This is a genomic window from Gordonia sp. NPDC057258 (genome assembly GCF_042668985.1).
Taxonomy (GTDB): domain Bacteria; phylum Actinomycetota; class Actinomycetes; order Mycobacteriales; family Mycobacteriaceae; genus Gordonia; species Gordonia hongkongensis.
The window spans coordinates 1-13,882 of record NZ_JBHUXZ010000045.1 but is presented as its reverse complement, the minus strand read 5'-3'; the positions used below and the strand labels follow the sequence as shown (position 1 = coordinate 13,882).

Below are 13,882 nucleotides of genomic sequence, written 5' to 3'. Positions count from 1 at the left end.
TGTCGGCGAGAAAGTCACCGCACGACAGCCGGATTCGCGCAACTGTCCGGCACCGCCACGAGTGAACACGTCACCGGCATCCGCGTCGGGCGGTACCCCGGGCGAACGCCGTTGTCGCGAGTGATCTCACGGTAGGCGGCGACTGCATCGGTCGGGTGACGGGTCAGAGTCGGGTCACGCTCCGCATCGACGGTGTACAGACCGAAGCGCGAATCGAAGTCGCCCCATTCGTAGTTGTCGGTGAGACTCCAGTAGTTGTAGGACGCCACGTCGATGCCGTCCTGTCGGGCGCGCTGCAACCAGTAGACGGTGTCGCGAAGGTGATCGGCCCGGCGGTAACCGTCGGGCCGCCGGCCCTGCGGGTCGGTGGCCAGTCCGTTCTCGATCACCCGGATCTGCTTACCCGGGAACTGTTGCGCGACATGACGTAGCACGTAGTAGATGCTCTCCGGTGCCTGCGAGCTCTTCCAGAACTCACCGGAGGCACCATTGGCGACGGAGGCGTCGGTGACCGAGAACGAGTAGTAGTGGTCGACGCCCACGAAATCGAGCGTGTCGCGCATTCGCTGCGGGAAGACCGATTCCAGCCATGTCTGCAGGCCGGCGATCGGGTAGTACGCCATGTTCGACGACACCTGGGCGCCCGGCTGCACGCGGTGGATGTATCGGTGGATCGCCCGGTGCGCGGCGACGATCCCGTCGGCCATGAGCCCCACGTTCTGCGGCGCCACTCCCCCGTACATCAGTTCGCGCCGAACGTATTCGGTGGGTTCGTTGAAGGTGATCCACAGCGGGTCGGCCCAGGAGTACCGGTCGACCACACGCTCGGCGAAACGCACGAGGTCCGCGGACATCTGCGGACGGTTCCAACCCCCGAGATCCACCGCCCAGCCCGGGTGCACCCAGTGGTTGAGGGTGATCATGGGTCGCATCCCGGCGTCGACGACCGCGCGGATCACCCGGTCGTAGAACGCCCACCCTGCCGGATCATCCCGGCCGCGCGACGGTTCCACTCGCGACCACTCGACCGACGTCCGATAGATGCCGACGCCCAGGCTCTTCGCGCGGGCGATGTCCTCGGCGTAGCGATGGTAGAAGTCGACGGCGTTGCCGACACGGTGGGCGACCCGGCCCTGGTTTCCGTAACGGACCCAGTTGGAGTCACGGTTGTATCCCTCGGACTGGAAACCGGACTGGGCGACGCCGAATTCGAAGGCGGGGCCGAGCGGCGGAACGGATGCCGAGGCGGTCCCGACACCGCCGAGACCGCAGATCGCGAGCAGCATCGCGGCGCACGACATGGCCACGACGCCGGCCCGCACCCGCCGACGGCCACCACCGAGACGTCGCCTGCTCACGTTCAGAACGGACTCCCGGTGATGGGTGCGGCGCGATCGCACGGAACCGGTCGTGGATTCGCCGGATCGAGCGCGTTGAGCACGAAGAACGCCGCGCGACGCGACCCGGCGATCCCGGCATGCTCGGTGTAGTCGACCGAACACCCGTCCTGCACAACGATGTTGCGCACGTTCGATCCGCCCGGCGGCAATCCCAGCGTGTACGGCACCACGAGCTCGTCGTAGCGGGTGGCGATGTTGGTGTACCGGATCGACGGCAGGTAGTAGCCCCCGGCGGCGATCTTGCGCAGTACCGCCGCGCCGGGATCGAGCTGGGCACAGGCCTGACAGAACGGCACCTGCTCGGGCCGCAACCCGAGAGACCGGACGATCGGCATGATGACGTCGTTCCCACCGACCCCAGAGCCCCGCCACGCCGGAGCCAACGACACATAGTTGCCGATGGCATCCCGTCCGCCGAGGTACTTCGCGTAGTACGCGGGCACCACCGTCCCCTGGGAGTGGCCCACGATGTCGACCTTGGACGCGCCGGTCGTCCGACGGACCTTGTCCACGAATGCGCCGAACTGGGCGGCGCTGGCGGACATCTCACCCATGCCGCCGATCGCGCTGATCGGCCACGGGGTTCCCTTCACCGCGCCGTAGGTCAGCGCGAACACGCAGTAACCCTCGTTTTTCAGCAGCGGGACATAGGTGCCCCAGTTGGTCTGCTGCGATCCGCCGGTCCCGTGCACGAGGATGACCGGGTTGGGATGCTGCGCCGAAGGCTTGCAGTTCCAGTCGTTCGACCCGGGCAGCGAGCCCCCGGGGTCCGCGAGCTCGTTCGGTATCCCGGCCAGGAAGTTGTAGGTGACGGGCAGCGGGTCGGCGCGCGCCGGTGCCACGGTCACGACCAGCACCCCGATCACGGCGACGACCAGGCCCCACACGATCCTCGGCGATCTCATGGACGGAAACTAACAAACCGTCTCAGGGCACGATGTGTGTTTCACAGGACCCACTGTGAGATGGCGGATCCCAGCGCGACGGAACTCGGCTTCCGTGAGCGGAACGTCGTCAGTCGGACGCGGGTTCCTCGTCGTGACGGTGCCGGATGTCGCGGATGGTGGCCACCACCGAGGCGAAGACGAGCACGAATCCCAGCACGAGAAGCGTGACCGCGACGTAGTGCATGATCTGCTCGTAGTGTCCGACGTCGAATTGCTCGGCCGCGATGCGCAGGCCGACCACCACGAGCCAGGCCAGCAACGCCATGGTGAGTGCCCGACGCTGGAAGACCGCGCTCCGCCGCCGGTGTTCGTACTCCGCGAGTTCGTCGATGGCGTCGAGGACGATTCCGCTCATCCGCGCATGTGCCGCCGAGTCGTGCGGCAGCTTCGCCAGGATGTCGACCTTCTGCGACAGCTTCTGGTGCCAGTCATTGGCGTCGAGCCGCGCGATGACCGCGCCGATCATCGCGACGAGCAGCGTTCCGGCGAACGTCAGCATCGCGGCGGTCATGCGCGAAAATCTACAACGACGACCGCGGTGATGCGGTCGTTAGCCAGCGGATCGGATACGAGAAAACCCGCCCCGGCGAGCGCCGGAACGGGTTGTCGGTGGAGCTATGGGGAATCGAACCCCAGACCTACTCGATGCGAACGTGTCGCGCTACCGCCTGCAGGCGAGAGTGCGGACCCTACGCGTGGCTCTCACCTTTAACGTCGCCGGCTTCACGGTCGAACTCGGCGAGAAGGCGCTCCAGCACCGGTATGAGCGCGGATACGTCTTTGGTTGCCGCCGTCCACACGATCGAGCTGTCAACCTGCGCGTAGCCGTGAACGAGGAAGTTTCGCATCCCGATGATCTTGTGTACATGCGGTATTCGCTCAGCAAGAACGTGATCCCGATGTCTGAGACCGCGAAGCGCTTCACCGACGATCTCGATCTGACGTTCCGTCGCCGACTCGACCAGGAGGTCACCGATGTACTGGTCCAAAGACACGTCGGCCACGATGAGCCGGACGTTTCGTGCGGCGGTTAGTGCCTCAGATGTAGGCAGCCCGATTCTTCTCAGGCCGCATAGACATCTTCGGCATTGTCGAGTATCGACTTCGCCACGAACGGATTCTTCACCGCGTTGGCCATCACCAGGTCGACGTCGCGCCCCACGATCTGTTCGAGCGCCGCCTCAAGGTCGAAGTAGTCATGGAAGACGTTGTCACGATCCCCCCTGAACTCCACGAGAAAGTCGACGTCGCTGCTGGGATCGAAACTCTCGGTGAGTACCGAACCAAAGACTCGTAACCTGGCAACGCCGAAACGCGCACACACCGCACCGATCGCATCGACGTCGAGCGGGATCGCGGTGATCATGTTCACCAGTCTCTCAGATTTGGCCATGGCTCGACGACCAGCGCGTCAGAACGAGAGGCCCCGTACACCTACTCGGGTGAACGGGGCCTCTCGTGCGGTGGAGCTATGGGGAATCGAACCCCAGACCTACTCGATGCGAACGAGTCGCGCTACCAACTGCGCCATAGCCCCGGGAGGCCTTGCGACCAACCGCGAGCCACTTTATCAGCCCGGGGCCGCCGACTCCCAAACGGCTAGGCTGGTCGGGTGCCTCAGATGTCTGATCAGCAGTTGGCCGGTGTTCTCGACAATGTCGTGGGGGTGATCAACCCCGTGCTCGATGCCCTCGCCGAGCGCGATCCGCTCGGCTTGAAGGGCCACACCTTCCACGATGACGATCATTCCGACTCGCGTCTGCAGCAGGCTCAGCACGCGGCGTCGAAGCTGCTCGACGTCGCGGAGTGGCCCGGCACGAAGGGCTGGTCCGAGCGGTCGATGCACAAGCGCGCGAGCTGGTGGGTGACCCGGATCGGCACCCTGAACACCGGCGCCGTGGCGTTCCCGGGCGTCTTCGGGGTGTGGGCGAAGCGTCTACCGATCACGCCGTACCTCGGGTTCGCCAACCAGGCGATGGTGCTGGTCGCGATCGCCCGGGAGTACGAGGTCACCGATCGCAAGCGACAGGTGCAGTTGCTGGCGTCGGTGCTGTGCAAGCGCGACCTCACGAACCCCGATGTCACCGCCGAGTCCGGCAAATCCCTGCCGTCCGAACCCAAAGAGCGAGAGAAGTCGCTGTTCGCCGCGATCTGGGATGCGGCGAAGTTGCTTCGCGCCGTCGACGACGAGTTCGAGAAGCGTCCGCAGCCGATGGCGTTCTTCCGCATGCTGGCCTACATCCCCGTGATCGGGGCGCCGGCCACCTACCTCGGCGAGCGTTTCGCACTGTCCCGGGCCGCGAAAGCCGGTCAGGCGTGGCTCGACGCGCACGGCAAGCCGGCACTCACCAAGTAGGCCCTGAACGCGTCAGCAGTGGGTGCCGCCGGGCGACACCCACTGCTGAACGGATCCGCTGCCGAAGTGCTCTCGACGAGTCAGCCGACGCGGCGGTACTGCAGGTCCTCGCGGTCCATCCGTCGACGCTGGAACGGCGGGATGTGATCGAACACAGGATCTTCGTCGTCGATCTCGAGAACCGTTGCGCCACCGGGTCGCCGAAGTCGCGGAGGGGGCGGGGCGGCGGCGAACTCCGGAACCGCGGCGGCGCGTCGACGACGCTCCTCCTCGGCGCGCGCCGACCGCTTGGCACGGGCGAGTCGCTGTGCCCGGATCTGCTGCTCCGTCTTCACCGCGCGCCGCAGGTACGCGAGGTAGCCGACCAGTAGCAGGCCGAGGACGCCGGTGGCCACCCAGCCGGGCGTCCCGACGACGACGCCGGCCACGACCGACAACAGCACCAGCACGAACAGACCCACCGTGACCCGTTGGCGTTCGCGGTATTTGAGCTCGCGTTCCTTCTCCGACGAGTAGACACTGCGCCCCGTCCGCCGGCTGCTCGCCGTCCGCGCCGCCGGGCGGCTGTCTGCCACCTCGTCGACCTCGGTGTCGTCGGCGTCGTCTCCCTCGGACTCCGCGACGGGAGCCGACTCGGTGTGGCGGGAGCCGCGGGCGTAGTCGTCGTACTCGTCCTCGTCGAGTTCGTCTGTCGCGTCCTCGTATTCGGAGTCGTCCTCGTATTCGGAGTCGTCCTCGTATTCGGCGTCGTCGTATTCGGCGTCCTCGAGCTCGCCGTTCTCGACTTCTCCGTCGACGTCGGCGAAGTCGTCCTCGTACTCGTTGTCGAGCTCGTCGGTGTCATCGACCTCGGCGGCAGGGGTGCTGTCCGCGTCCGCGGTCGCCTCGTCGTCGGACTCCGCATCGAGGTCCCGGTCGGTGTCCGCGTCGGCGTCGGCGGAGATGTCACCGTTCACGGAGTCGTCGTCGGAAGCCGCGTCCACCGTCTCGGAGTCGGTGTCGCCATCCACGGATTCCACCGTCGGCTTCTCGACCTTCGCGCTGCCGGCACGTCGGGTCGAAGGCTTGGCCTTCTCGGCGTCGACATCGTTCTCGGCGTCGGCGTCGGCGTCGGCCTCGAGCGTCGCGGTGGCGCTGCGGCGCGAGAACTTCCAGGACGGATCGTGCGGGTGACGCGCCGACGACCGGCGGCGGTTCTTCGTCGCGGTCGTGGCACGCGATCCTCCGCGATGCAGCAGTCGCGTCTTCCGTGCCGCGTCGGTGGACTTCAGGATCTGCGGGCGTCCCTTGATGACCATCGGGACCAGCACGAAGAGCCAGACCGCGACGAGACAGACCCACAGTACGGAGTTGGGCATGCGACTCTCCCTTCATTCACTCTGGTCACACGAGGCCACTCCACAATCTAGGGCTGCGAGCAGTCACGCCCGGGTAGACGCGCCGTGGGACAACCGAATCGGCGTGGTTTCACACGCGCCTCTCAGCAACACCGGCAGCAGAAGCGGGTCAGGCCGTGCGGAAGCGCGCGTCGACCGCGACGCCGATCTCGATGTCGTCGGTCCGCAGTTCCAGTGACGGCGGGGGCGGGCCGGCCGCGACCGCCATCGGCATGGCCCGACGAGATGCCTGCGGCACCCGCGGCGCCATGTCCGGATCGGACAGGAGGACGGGAACCACCGGCCCTCGACCCACGGCGTCGGAGTAGGCCTGCGCCTTGACGATCGCGTCGTCGACCGCGGCACGACGCAGCTCCCGTTCGCGGTCCCGCCGGGTCTCCGCGCGGAGGTCCCAGTCGACGTCACCGATCTCGACGGCGTCGACCGACGCCCAGACGTCGATGAACTCCGACAGCCGCTCGAAGTCGACGAACTCCGCTTCGACGCGGATACGCGTGTTGTAGACCGGGTCTCGTAGATCACCGGTCTCCGAGTACGGGCGGTACGAGTACACCCGGACCGAATCGGCGGACCAGCCGGCCACCGCGCCGGCCGTCTCGTGATCGGTCAGCGCGCGCGTCAGGTCTGCGTGGACCTCGACCGCCCGCGTGTAGACGGCCGACTTGTCCGCACCCTCCACTCGCACGGCGAGGTGGATGATCCCGCGTTCGGGCCGGTAGCGCCCGCGGGCGGAGCCACGGACGACGATCTCGAGATGGTCGGTGTGCTCGGTCATGCGAAGAGCCTATGCGTCGGCGAGCCGGCGCGGACTATCGTACAAATCGGACATCGTTCAAGTGCCGTGAAGGGACGATCGTGGTGCGGATGAGAAGACTGATTGCGTTGTTCGCGACAGCGATGTCGGCGTGCGCGGTCGCCGGGTGCGGGTGGATCGCCGAGGTCGTCTCGACGCGCGTGGACGCGGCCGACTACTTCACCGCCCCCACCGTTCGATTACTCGACGCCGCCCGGCGGGACGACCGGGCGCAGATCGAATCCCTTCTCGCACAGGGCGCTGACCTCCACGAACACGGCGGTGATCCGGACACCGACCCGCGCCGCGTGGACATAGCGCCGCTGCAGTGGGCAGTGGAGTTCGAACCACCGGGCGCGGTGGCGGCATTGCTGCAGGCGGGCGCCGACCCGCATCTCCCCGGCGCCGGCCGATACAACGCAGTTGCCTACAGCGTGTTGCTCGACCGTTTCGCTGCCTTCCGCACCCTGATCGAGTTCGACGCGGGACTGGTCGAGGCATCCGACCGGATCGGCGGCAACGTGGTCCACACCGCGGTGCGCCATCGTCGCGACGATGCGTTGCGCCTGCTGATCGACCGCGGCGCCGACCTCGACTCCGTGCAGCCCCTGGCCGGCCGGACACCACTGTTCACCGCGGCCGACGTACTCAACATCGACCACTGCCTCGCCCTGCTACAGGCGGGAGCCGATGGTGCACATCGTGATCAGCGAGGTGCGACCTTCATGCCGTCGCTGTTCACCGCCGACGACTCGATTCGGACGAGTTCGTACCTCCGGACGCGCGCCGCGATCGAAACCGAAATGCGCGCACGGGATTTCCCGGTCGGAACCGGGCGGTGACGCCGCCGCGAACTCAGGGCGACCGCCGTATCGCCAGCGGAGGGTCAGTGGAACGACGCACGACCCGCCCGGACGAGCGCCTCGGCCGCACTGCCGACGACCTCCTCGGCCGTGAGCGCGAACAGCATGTGGTCACGCCAGCGTTTGTTGACGTCCATGTACCGTTGCAGCAGTCCTTCTTGCCGGAATCCGATGTTGGTCAACACCTTCTGCGATGCCTCGTTGGCGGGCTGGACCGTCGCGTCGAGCCGGTGCAGGCCGACGGCCCCGAAGCAGTGGTCGACCCCGAGTGCCACCGCGGCGGTCGCGATGCCGTTGCCGGCGACGGCCGAGTCGACCCAGTAGCCGATCCACGCGGTCCGCACCGCGCCGCGCTGGATGTTGCCGACCGTCAGCTGCCCGACGTAGCGGCCGTCGAGTTCGATCACGAACGGGAGCAGCGCACCTCGTTTGGCCTCGGACTTCAGCACCGCGAACAGCGGCGGCCACGACCCCGGCTGATGGCGTTCGGCCCAGCTCCCCACGCCGGTCGGCTCCCACGGCAGCAGGGCGTTCTGATTGCGGATTCGCAACTCACTCCACATCTTGGCGTCCCGCATCTTGACCGGCCGCAAGGTGACCGTGCCGGTCCGGGTGCGCAGCGGCCCGAGGGTGGCCGGCCATCCCGGACTTCCCTGACTGCCGCTCAACCACCTGAACACGAGAAGAAGTTTATGCGCTGTCACAGTGCCGACGGCGTGAGACCTGGATCTCGCGTCGGACGGACACGACGTCCGACGTCACCCGCGCTGCGCGAGGAACGCCACTTCGACCTCGTCGCCCGTGCCCATCTCCTCGACATCGGGGTCGACCATGATCAGGCAGTTCGCCTCGGCGAGTTCGGCGAGCAGGTGCGACGACCCGGTCGGTGAGGCGCCGAGCACCTGCACCAGGTAGTCCCCCGACCGTTCGTCCCGCATCAGCTGCCCACGCAGGTAACCCTTGCGGCCGCGCACCGACGCGATCGGTCCGATGGTGCGCGCCTTGATGATCCGCCGCATCGGTTGCCGTTTGCCCAGCGCGATCCGGATGAGCGGCCGGACCATCACCTCGAAGGTCACCAGAGCGCTCACCGGGTTGGCGGGGAGCAGGAACGTCGGCACCTCGTCGCGTCCGAGGCGCCCGAAGCCCTGGACCGACCCGGGGTGCATCGCCACCCGCACGATCTCCAGGTCGCCGAGGTCGGCGAGCGCGTCGGCGACAGCGGTCGACGCACTTCCCCCCACCGCACCGCAGATGACCACGATCTCGGAGCGGATGAGCTGCGCCTCGACGACCTCCCGCATCCGCGACGCCTCGCGCTCGGCGATGCCGACGCGGTTCACGTCGGCGCCGGCGTCGCGGGCGGCAGCGGCCAGCGCGTAGCTGTTGACGTCGTAGATCTGACCGGGACCGGGTGTGCGGTCGATGTCGACGAGCTCACTGCCCACCGAGATGACCGACAGGCGCGGGCGCGGGTGCACCATCACGCGTGCCTGACCGACCGCGGCGAGCAGCCCCACCTGGGCCGGGCCGATGATCGAGCCCGCGCGGACGGCGACATCGCCCGGCTGCACGTCGTCGCCGACCCGCCGGACGTAGTTGCCGCTCTCGACGCCGTGTCCGATCTTGACCTTCTGGTCGCCACCGTCGGTCCAGCGCAACGGGACCACGGCGTCGGCGAGCGTCGGCATCGGGGCCCCGGTCTCGACGCGCACCGCCTGACGCGGTTGCAGCCGCGTCGGTGTCCGCGAGCCCGGCCCGACCTCGCCGACCACCGGCAGGGACACGATCATCGGTTCGCCCGGTTCGAGGTCGACGAGCTCGGCGCCGTTGGCGTCGAAGTCCTCCATGTCTTCGGGCGCGAGCACCCCGGCCAGACCGACGTCGACCGCACGCACCGCGTAGCCGTCGATGGCCGCCTGGTCGAAGCCGGGCATCGGGTGCTCGGTGACGACCTCCTCGGCGCACATCAGGCCCTGCGCCTCGGAGATCGCGACGCGCACTGGACGCGGCGCCACTGCCGCCGCGGTCACCAGCGTCAGATGATCTTCGACAGACCGCATCTCACCGCTCTTCCCGTCTCAACCGGTCAGTGCACCGGGACCTGCGGCCGACAGCTCTCGGCACGTCGTGCACTCGATACAACACAGGAGAACGTTATCGAGCGCGCCCGCGGCAGCGTGCGAGGCGCGCGGATGCGACCGGTGATCGCCCGTGCGGAAATCAGCCGTCGGCGAGACGCTTCTCGAGCCATTCGCGCAGATCGGGACCGTAGTCGTCGCGGTCGAGCGCGAAGTCGACGGCCGCCTTGAGATACCCGCCGGGGTTGCCGAGATCGTGTCGGGTGCCGTGGTGGACGACGACGTGGACCGGCTCGCCCTCCTCGATGAGGAGCGCGATGGCGTCGGTGAGCTGCAGTTCGCCACCGGCGCCGGGTTCGATACGGCGCAGCGCGTCGAAGATCTTGCGGTCGAGGATGTAGCGACCCGCGGCGGCCAGATTCGACGGCGCATCCTGCGGTTCGGGCTTCTCGACCATGCCCTTGAGGCGCATGACATTGGGGTTGTTGGCATCGGGAAGCGGCTCGACGTCGAAGACGCCGTAGGCGCTGATGCGCTCCTCGGGGACCTCGATGGCACACAGCACCGAGCCGCCCCGGCGCTGACGGGTGCGCGCCATGACCTCCAGGACACCTCCGGGCAGCACCAGATCGTCGGGCAGCAGAACTGCGACGGCGTCCTCGTCGTCGTCGAGGTAGCTCTCGACGCAACCGACCGCGTGCCCCAGGCCGAGCGGCTTCTCCTGCACGACCGACGCGACCTCGAGCAGGTTGGGCGCCTTGCGCACCTTGGCCAGCATCGACTCCTTGCCACGCGTGGCGAGGGTGTTCTCGAGTACGAGGTCCTCCACGAAGTGGGCGACCACGCCGTCCTTGCCCGGCGAGGTCACGATGAGCAGACGCTCGGCGCCGGCCGCCTTGGCCTCTTCGGCGACCAGCTCGATGCCGGGGGTGTCGACCACCGGCAGCAACTCCTTGGGCACCGTCTTGGTCGCCGGCAGGAACCTCGTTCCCAACCCGGCTGCCGGGACGACCGCGGTACGCGGGATCGGCGGAGTGTTGGGTACACCTTCGTACTCACTGAAACCAGCTTTATCCGTCGCACTCATGAATCCACCCTAGGACAGGTGCCGGTTCTCGGCCGGACAGACGGCGGTGACCGGGACCTCACCACGCTCGTTCCGACGGTCGGATACAGTGCGGGCGTCCCGGCTGTCCCGGCCGGGGTGCACATGCCACCGGTCTCGAGACGACGCGAAGGACGGTCGGGTCTTGACAACGCTGAAACAGCAACTGCGACAAGAGATCGAGGATCGACGATCGCGTCGGTCCGCCGACGAGCGGGACCGGTCTGCCGCGGCCCTCGCCGAATGGATGTACTCATGCCCGTTCCGGCTCGAATACGACGTCACGGTCGCCGCGCATGTCCCCGTCGGCACCGAACCCGGCTCGAATTCGATGCTCGACGCGCTTGTCGACCGAGGCGTGTCGGTTCTGGTCCCGGTGGTCCCCGACGGCGATCCCGCACCGATGGACTGGGCGCCGTACACGGGGCCGGACTCGCTGGCTCCCGGACGCTGGGGACTTCTCGAACCGACCACCGACCGCGTCGGGGTGACCGCGATCCGCGCGGCGTCGGTGATCCTGGTCCCGGCGCTCGCTATCGACAAGAGCGGTGTGCGGCTCGGACGCGGCGCCGGATACTACGACCGGACCTTGCACGGTTTGTCGGCCGACCTCGTCGGCGTGGTCTATGACGACGAGGTCGTCGACTCACTGCCGTCCGGCGACCACGATGTCCCGGTCGGTTGGACTCTCACTCCCGGAGACGGGTTCCGCCGACTCGGCTGACCCGGGGTACAGCGGAACCCGGGCGGTGTCGGGTGACACCGGCCCGGGGTCGGCATACGACGTTGTCGTCGTGGGACGCGGGTCAGGCGGGAGTCGCGGCCTTGGTCTCGCTCTTGGTCGACGACGACGAGCTCGCGGAGTCCGACTTGGAGCTGCTCGACGAGCTGTCCGACGACGAGGAACTCGACGACGACGAGCTGTCCGAGGAGGACGTCGAGGTGTCCGAGGACGAGCCGGGACGCGAGTCCGTGCGGTAGAAACCGCTGCCCTTGAATACGATGCCGACCGAGTTGAACAGCTTGCGCAGGCGGCCTGCGCACTGCGGGCACTCGGTCAGCGAGTCGTCGGAGAAGGACTGGACGATGTCGAACTTGTTGTCGCACTCCGTGCAGGCATACGAGTAGGTGGGCACCGCGAAACCTCCGAATGTCAGTAAACGATGACCAGTGTAACCGACTTTGGCACTCCCTCATTCCGAGTGCTAAGCGTGGCTCCCGGCCGGCGGATTTCGCACCTTGGCGCGCACCGCCGCGTGCCGTCGTGCAAAGTGTTCCCCTAGCCGAAGCCAACGGTTCACCGCATGCCGACCGATAGCGACGCCCTGAGCGGCCGCCCGCACGACGCTGGAGTCCCATGACCGACTTCCTGAACGACCTCAACAGCATCATCTGGAGCAATCCGTTGGTGTACCTATGCCTCGGAGTGGGGGTGTACTTCTCCATCCGCTCGCGGTTCCTGCAGATCCGGCACATACCGGAGATGATCCGGGTGATGCGCCACGGTCAGAGTTCGCCCGATGGCGTCTCGTCCTTCCAGGCGTTGATGATCTCGCTGGCCGGCCGGGTCGGCACCGGCAACATCGCCGGTGTGGCCACGGCGATCGCCTTCGGCGGTCCCGGCGCCCTGTTCTGGATGTGGGCGATGGCCTTCCTCGGGGCGTCGACGTCGTTCGTCGAGTGCACGCTAGGCCAGATCTACAAGACCCGCGATCCGCTGACCAACGAGTACCGCGGCGGCCCGGCGTACTACTTCAGCAAGGCGCTGGCCCACACCAAGGCGGCGCCGTTCTTCAAGGTCTACGGGCTGATCTTCGCCGCCGTGACCGTCCTCGCCTGCGGCCTGCTGCTCCCGAGCGTGCAGTCCAACTCCATGGCCCTGGCGATGAACCAGGCGTGGGGTATCACGGACTGGGCCGTCGCGATCGGCGTCGTCATCGTGCTCGCCTTCGTCATCATCGGCGGGGTCAAGCGCATCGCTACCTTCGCCACCGTTGTCGTGCCGTTCATGGCGGTCCTCTACATCCTCTTCGCGCTGGTGGTGGTATTCCTCAACGCGTCCGAGATTCCCGAAGTCCTCCGGATGATCTTCGCCAGCGCCTTCGGGATCGACTCCGTCTTCGGTTCGGTGGTCGGCGCTGCGGTCATGTGGGGCGTCAAGCGCGGCATCTACTCGAATGAAGCCGGCCAGGGCACCGGACCGCACGCAGCCGCGGCCGCCGAGGTCTCGCATCCGGCGAAGCAGGGCTTCGTGCAGGCGTTCGCCGTCTACATCGACACCCTCTTCGTGTGCTCGGCCACCGGCTTCCTCATCATCTCGACCGGTGCGTACCGGGTGTTCGAGGGCGAGAGTGCCGACGGCGCGGTGATCGCCGACGGCGGACTGCTGCCGACGGCCACCGACGTCGGACCCACCTTCGTCCAGATCGGCTTCGACAGCATGTGGAGCGGCGCCGGTTCGACCTTCGTCGCGGTGTCACTGATGTTCTTCTGCCTGACCACGATCATCGCCTACTACTACATGGCCGAGACCAACCTGCGGTTCCTGATGGGGAAGGCGGCGACCATCTACATCGGTCCGCTGCGCAGCACGCTGGGCTCGAACCTCACGATGCTCCTGCAGGCACTGATCCTCGTATCGGTGGCCATCGGATGCGTCTCGACCGCCAGCGAGGCGTGGACCCTCGGCGACATCGGAGTCGGGCTGATGGCGTGGCTGAACATCGTCGGCATCATCGTCCTGCAGCAACCCGCGTTCAAGGCGCTGCGCGACTACGAGAAGCAGAAGAAAGAGGGCAAGGACCCGATCTTCGACCCGATCGCTCTCGGCATCGTCGGAGCGACGTTCTGGGAGTCCTACGGCCGGGCCGACGACCGCCCCGAAGAAGTCACCCTGTCCAAGAAGTGAGCCGACCGCCCGCGGTTCCCGTCACCGGGAAC

At 67.3% G+C, this 13,882-nt stretch carries 15 protein-coding genes and 1 tRNA gene; 4 read left to right on the top strand and 12 right to left on the bottom strand.

What is annotated here, in order from left to right; translation table 11 throughout:
• Nucleotides 1-14: 14 nt before the first annotated feature.
• The 6 genes from ACFUEJ_RS21910 to ACFUEJ_RS21885 all read right to left on the bottom strand — a co-directional run bounded on the left by ACFUEJ_RS21910 (nucleotide 15) and on the right by ACFUEJ_RS21885 (nucleotide 3,884).
• A complete protein-coding gene (locus tag ACFUEJ_RS21910) occupies nucleotides 15-1,301 on the bottom strand; it encodes a family 1 glycosylhydrolase (RefSeq protein ID WP_159371854.1) in 1,287 nt (428 codons plus the stop codon).
• Between the two features lie 59 nt (nucleotides 1,302-1,360).
• The gene (locus ACFUEJ_RS21905; RefSeq protein WP_068971188.1) at nucleotides 1,361-2,305 is read right to left on the bottom strand and encodes a triacylglycerol lipase; all 945 of its coding nucleotides are present in this window, start codon (nucleotides 2,303-2,305) and stop codon (nucleotides 1,361-1,363) included.
• A gap of 109 nt (nucleotides 2,306-2,414) precedes the next feature.
• The gene (locus ACFUEJ_RS21900; RefSeq protein ID WP_388031818.1) at nucleotides 2,415-2,858 is read right to left on the bottom strand and encodes a hypothetical protein; all 444 of its coding nucleotides are present in this window, start codon (nucleotides 2,856-2,858) and stop codon (nucleotides 2,415-2,417) included.
• A gap of 178 nt (nucleotides 2,859-3,036) precedes the next feature.
• Complete coding sequence (locus tag ACFUEJ_RS21895; RefSeq protein WP_159371853.1) at nucleotides 3,037-3,399, bottom strand: DUF86 domain-containing protein; 363 nt, start codon at nucleotides 3,397-3,399, stop codon at nucleotides 3,037-3,039.
• A gap of 11 nt (nucleotides 3,400-3,410) precedes the next feature.
• Nucleotides 3,411-3,713 carry a nucleotidyltransferase family protein gene (locus ACFUEJ_RS21890; protein WP_065630245.1) on the bottom strand — a complete coding sequence of 101 codons (303 nt, stop codon included), beginning with the start codon at nucleotides 3,711-3,713 and terminating at the stop codon, nucleotides 3,411-3,413.
• A gap of 98 nt (nucleotides 3,714-3,811) precedes the next feature.
• A tRNA-Ala gene (locus ACFUEJ_RS21885) sits at nucleotides 3,812-3,884 on the bottom strand.
• 75 nt (nucleotides 3,885-3,959) lie between these two features.
• Between ACFUEJ_RS21885 and ACFUEJ_RS21880 the strand changes: the two genes are divergently transcribed.
• A complete protein-coding gene (locus ACFUEJ_RS21880; RefSeq protein ID WP_068970883.1) occupies nucleotides 3,960-4,703 on the top strand; it encodes a hypothetical protein in 744 nt (247 codons plus the stop codon).
• A gap of 80 nt (nucleotides 4,704-4,783) precedes the next feature.
• On the opposite strand, the gene glpR is transcribed toward ACFUEJ_RS21880, so the two are convergent.
• On the bottom strand, nucleotides 4,784-6,061 hold the full coding sequence (gene glpR / locus ACFUEJ_RS21875) for a gephyrin-like molybdotransferase receptor GlpR (protein WP_388031816.1): 1,278 nt from the start codon (nucleotides 6,059-6,061) through the stop codon (nucleotides 4,784-4,786).
• A gap of 148 nt (nucleotides 6,062-6,209) precedes the next feature.
• Nucleotides 6,210-6,875: an SIMPL domain-containing protein gene (locus tag ACFUEJ_RS21870; protein ID WP_065630197.1), complete on the bottom strand. Its 666-nt coding sequence runs from the start codon at nucleotides 6,873-6,875 to the stop codon at nucleotides 6,210-6,212.
• A gap of 89 nt (nucleotides 6,876-6,964) precedes the next feature.
• Between ACFUEJ_RS21870 and ACFUEJ_RS21865 the strand changes: the two genes are divergently transcribed.
• Nucleotides 6,965-7,735: an ankyrin repeat domain-containing protein gene (locus ACFUEJ_RS21865; RefSeq protein WP_189340078.1), complete on the top strand. Its 771-nt coding sequence runs from the start codon at nucleotides 6,965-6,967 to the stop codon at nucleotides 7,733-7,735.
• Between the two features lie 44 nt (nucleotides 7,736-7,779).
• Here the strand turns inward: ACFUEJ_RS21865 and ACFUEJ_RS21860 are convergent, their stop codons facing one another.
• From ACFUEJ_RS21860 to ACFUEJ_RS21850, 3 genes are all read right to left on the bottom strand, one after another.
• Nucleotides 7,780-8,436: a GNAT family N-acetyltransferase gene (locus ACFUEJ_RS21860; RefSeq protein ID WP_388031812.1), complete on the bottom strand. Its 657-nt coding sequence runs from the start codon at nucleotides 8,434-8,436 to the stop codon at nucleotides 7,780-7,782.
• 78 nt (nucleotides 8,437-8,514) lie between these two features.
• On the bottom strand, nucleotides 8,515-9,819 hold the full coding sequence (gene glp / locus ACFUEJ_RS21855) for a gephyrin-like molybdotransferase Glp (protein WP_374613344.1): 1,305 nt from the start codon (nucleotides 9,817-9,819) through the stop codon (nucleotides 8,515-8,517).
• Between the two features lie 160 nt (nucleotides 9,820-9,979).
• Entirely contained in the window at nucleotides 9,980-10,924 is a 945-nt protein-coding gene (locus tag ACFUEJ_RS21850; protein ID WP_388031809.1) for a UTP--glucose-1-phosphate uridylyltransferase, read from the bottom strand.
• Nucleotides 10,925-11,087: 163 nt separating this feature from the next.
• Here ACFUEJ_RS21850 and ACFUEJ_RS21845 point away from each other — a divergent pair, with 163 nt between their 5' ends.
• Nucleotides 11,088-11,666 (top strand): 5-formyltetrahydrofolate cyclo-ligase, encoded by a 579-nt coding sequence (locus tag ACFUEJ_RS21845; RefSeq protein WP_068970888.1) that lies wholly within the window; start codon nucleotides 11,088-11,090, stop codon nucleotides 11,664-11,666.
• Nucleotides 11,667-11,748: 82 nt separating this feature from the next.
• Here ACFUEJ_RS21845 and ACFUEJ_RS21840 read toward each other — a convergent pair whose 3' ends face one another.
• Nucleotides 11,749-12,078: an FmdB family zinc ribbon protein gene (locus ACFUEJ_RS21840; RefSeq protein WP_058251487.1), complete on the bottom strand. Its 330-nt coding sequence runs from the start codon at nucleotides 12,076-12,078 to the stop codon at nucleotides 11,749-11,751.
• Between the two features lie 221 nt (nucleotides 12,079-12,299).
• On the opposite strand from ACFUEJ_RS21840, the gene ACFUEJ_RS21835 reads away from it, so the two are divergent.
• The gene (locus ACFUEJ_RS21835) at nucleotides 12,300-13,850 is read left to right on the top strand and encodes an alanine/glycine:cation symporter family protein (RefSeq protein WP_388031806.1); all 1,551 of its coding nucleotides are present in this window, start codon (nucleotides 12,300-12,302) and stop codon (nucleotides 13,848-13,850) included.
• Nucleotides 13,851-13,882 lie beyond the last annotated feature (32 nt).

What these genes read in the sequence shown, in the direction of transcription:
- ACFUEJ_RS21910 (WP_159371854.1), bottom strand. Translation starts at nt 1,301, where the DNA reads ATGTCGTGCGCCGCGATGCTGCTCGCGATCTGCGGTCTCGGCGGTGTC.
- ACFUEJ_RS21905 (WP_068971188.1), bottom strand. Translation starts at nt 2,305, where the DNA reads ATGAGATCGCCGAGGATCGTGTGGGGCCTGGTCGTCGCCGTGATCGGG.
- ACFUEJ_RS21900 (WP_388031818.1), bottom strand. Translation starts at nt 2,858, where the DNA reads ATGACCGCCGCGATGCTGACGTTCGCCGGAACGCTGCTCGTCGCGATG.
- ACFUEJ_RS21890 (WP_065630245.1), bottom strand. Translation starts at nt 3,713, where the DNA reads ATGATCACCGCGATCCCGCTCGACGTCGATGCGATCGGTGCGGTGTGT.
- glpR (WP_388031816.1), bottom strand. Translation starts at nt 6,061, where the DNA reads ATGCCCAACTCCGTACTGTGGGTCTGTCTCGTCGCGGTCTGGCTCTTC.
- ACFUEJ_RS21870 (WP_065630197.1), bottom strand. Translation starts at nt 6,875, where the DNA reads ATGACCGAGCACACCGACCATCTCGAGATCGTCGTCCGTGGCTCCGCC.
- ACFUEJ_RS21865 (WP_189340078.1), top strand. Translation starts at nt 6,965, where the DNA reads ATGAGAAGACTGATTGCGTTGTTCGCGACAGCGATGTCGGCGTGCGCG.
- glp (WP_374613344.1), bottom strand. Translation starts at nt 9,819, where the DNA reads ATGCGGTCTGTCGAAGATCATCTGACGCTGGTGACCGCGGCGGCAGTG.
- ACFUEJ_RS21850 (WP_388031809.1), bottom strand. Translation starts at nt 10,924, where the DNA reads ATGAGTGCGACGGATAAAGCTGGTTTCAGTGAGTACGAAGGTGTACCC.
- ACFUEJ_RS21835 (WP_388031806.1), top strand. Translation starts at nt 12,300, where the DNA reads ATGACCGACTTCCTGAACGACCTCAACAGCATCATCTGGAGCAATCCG.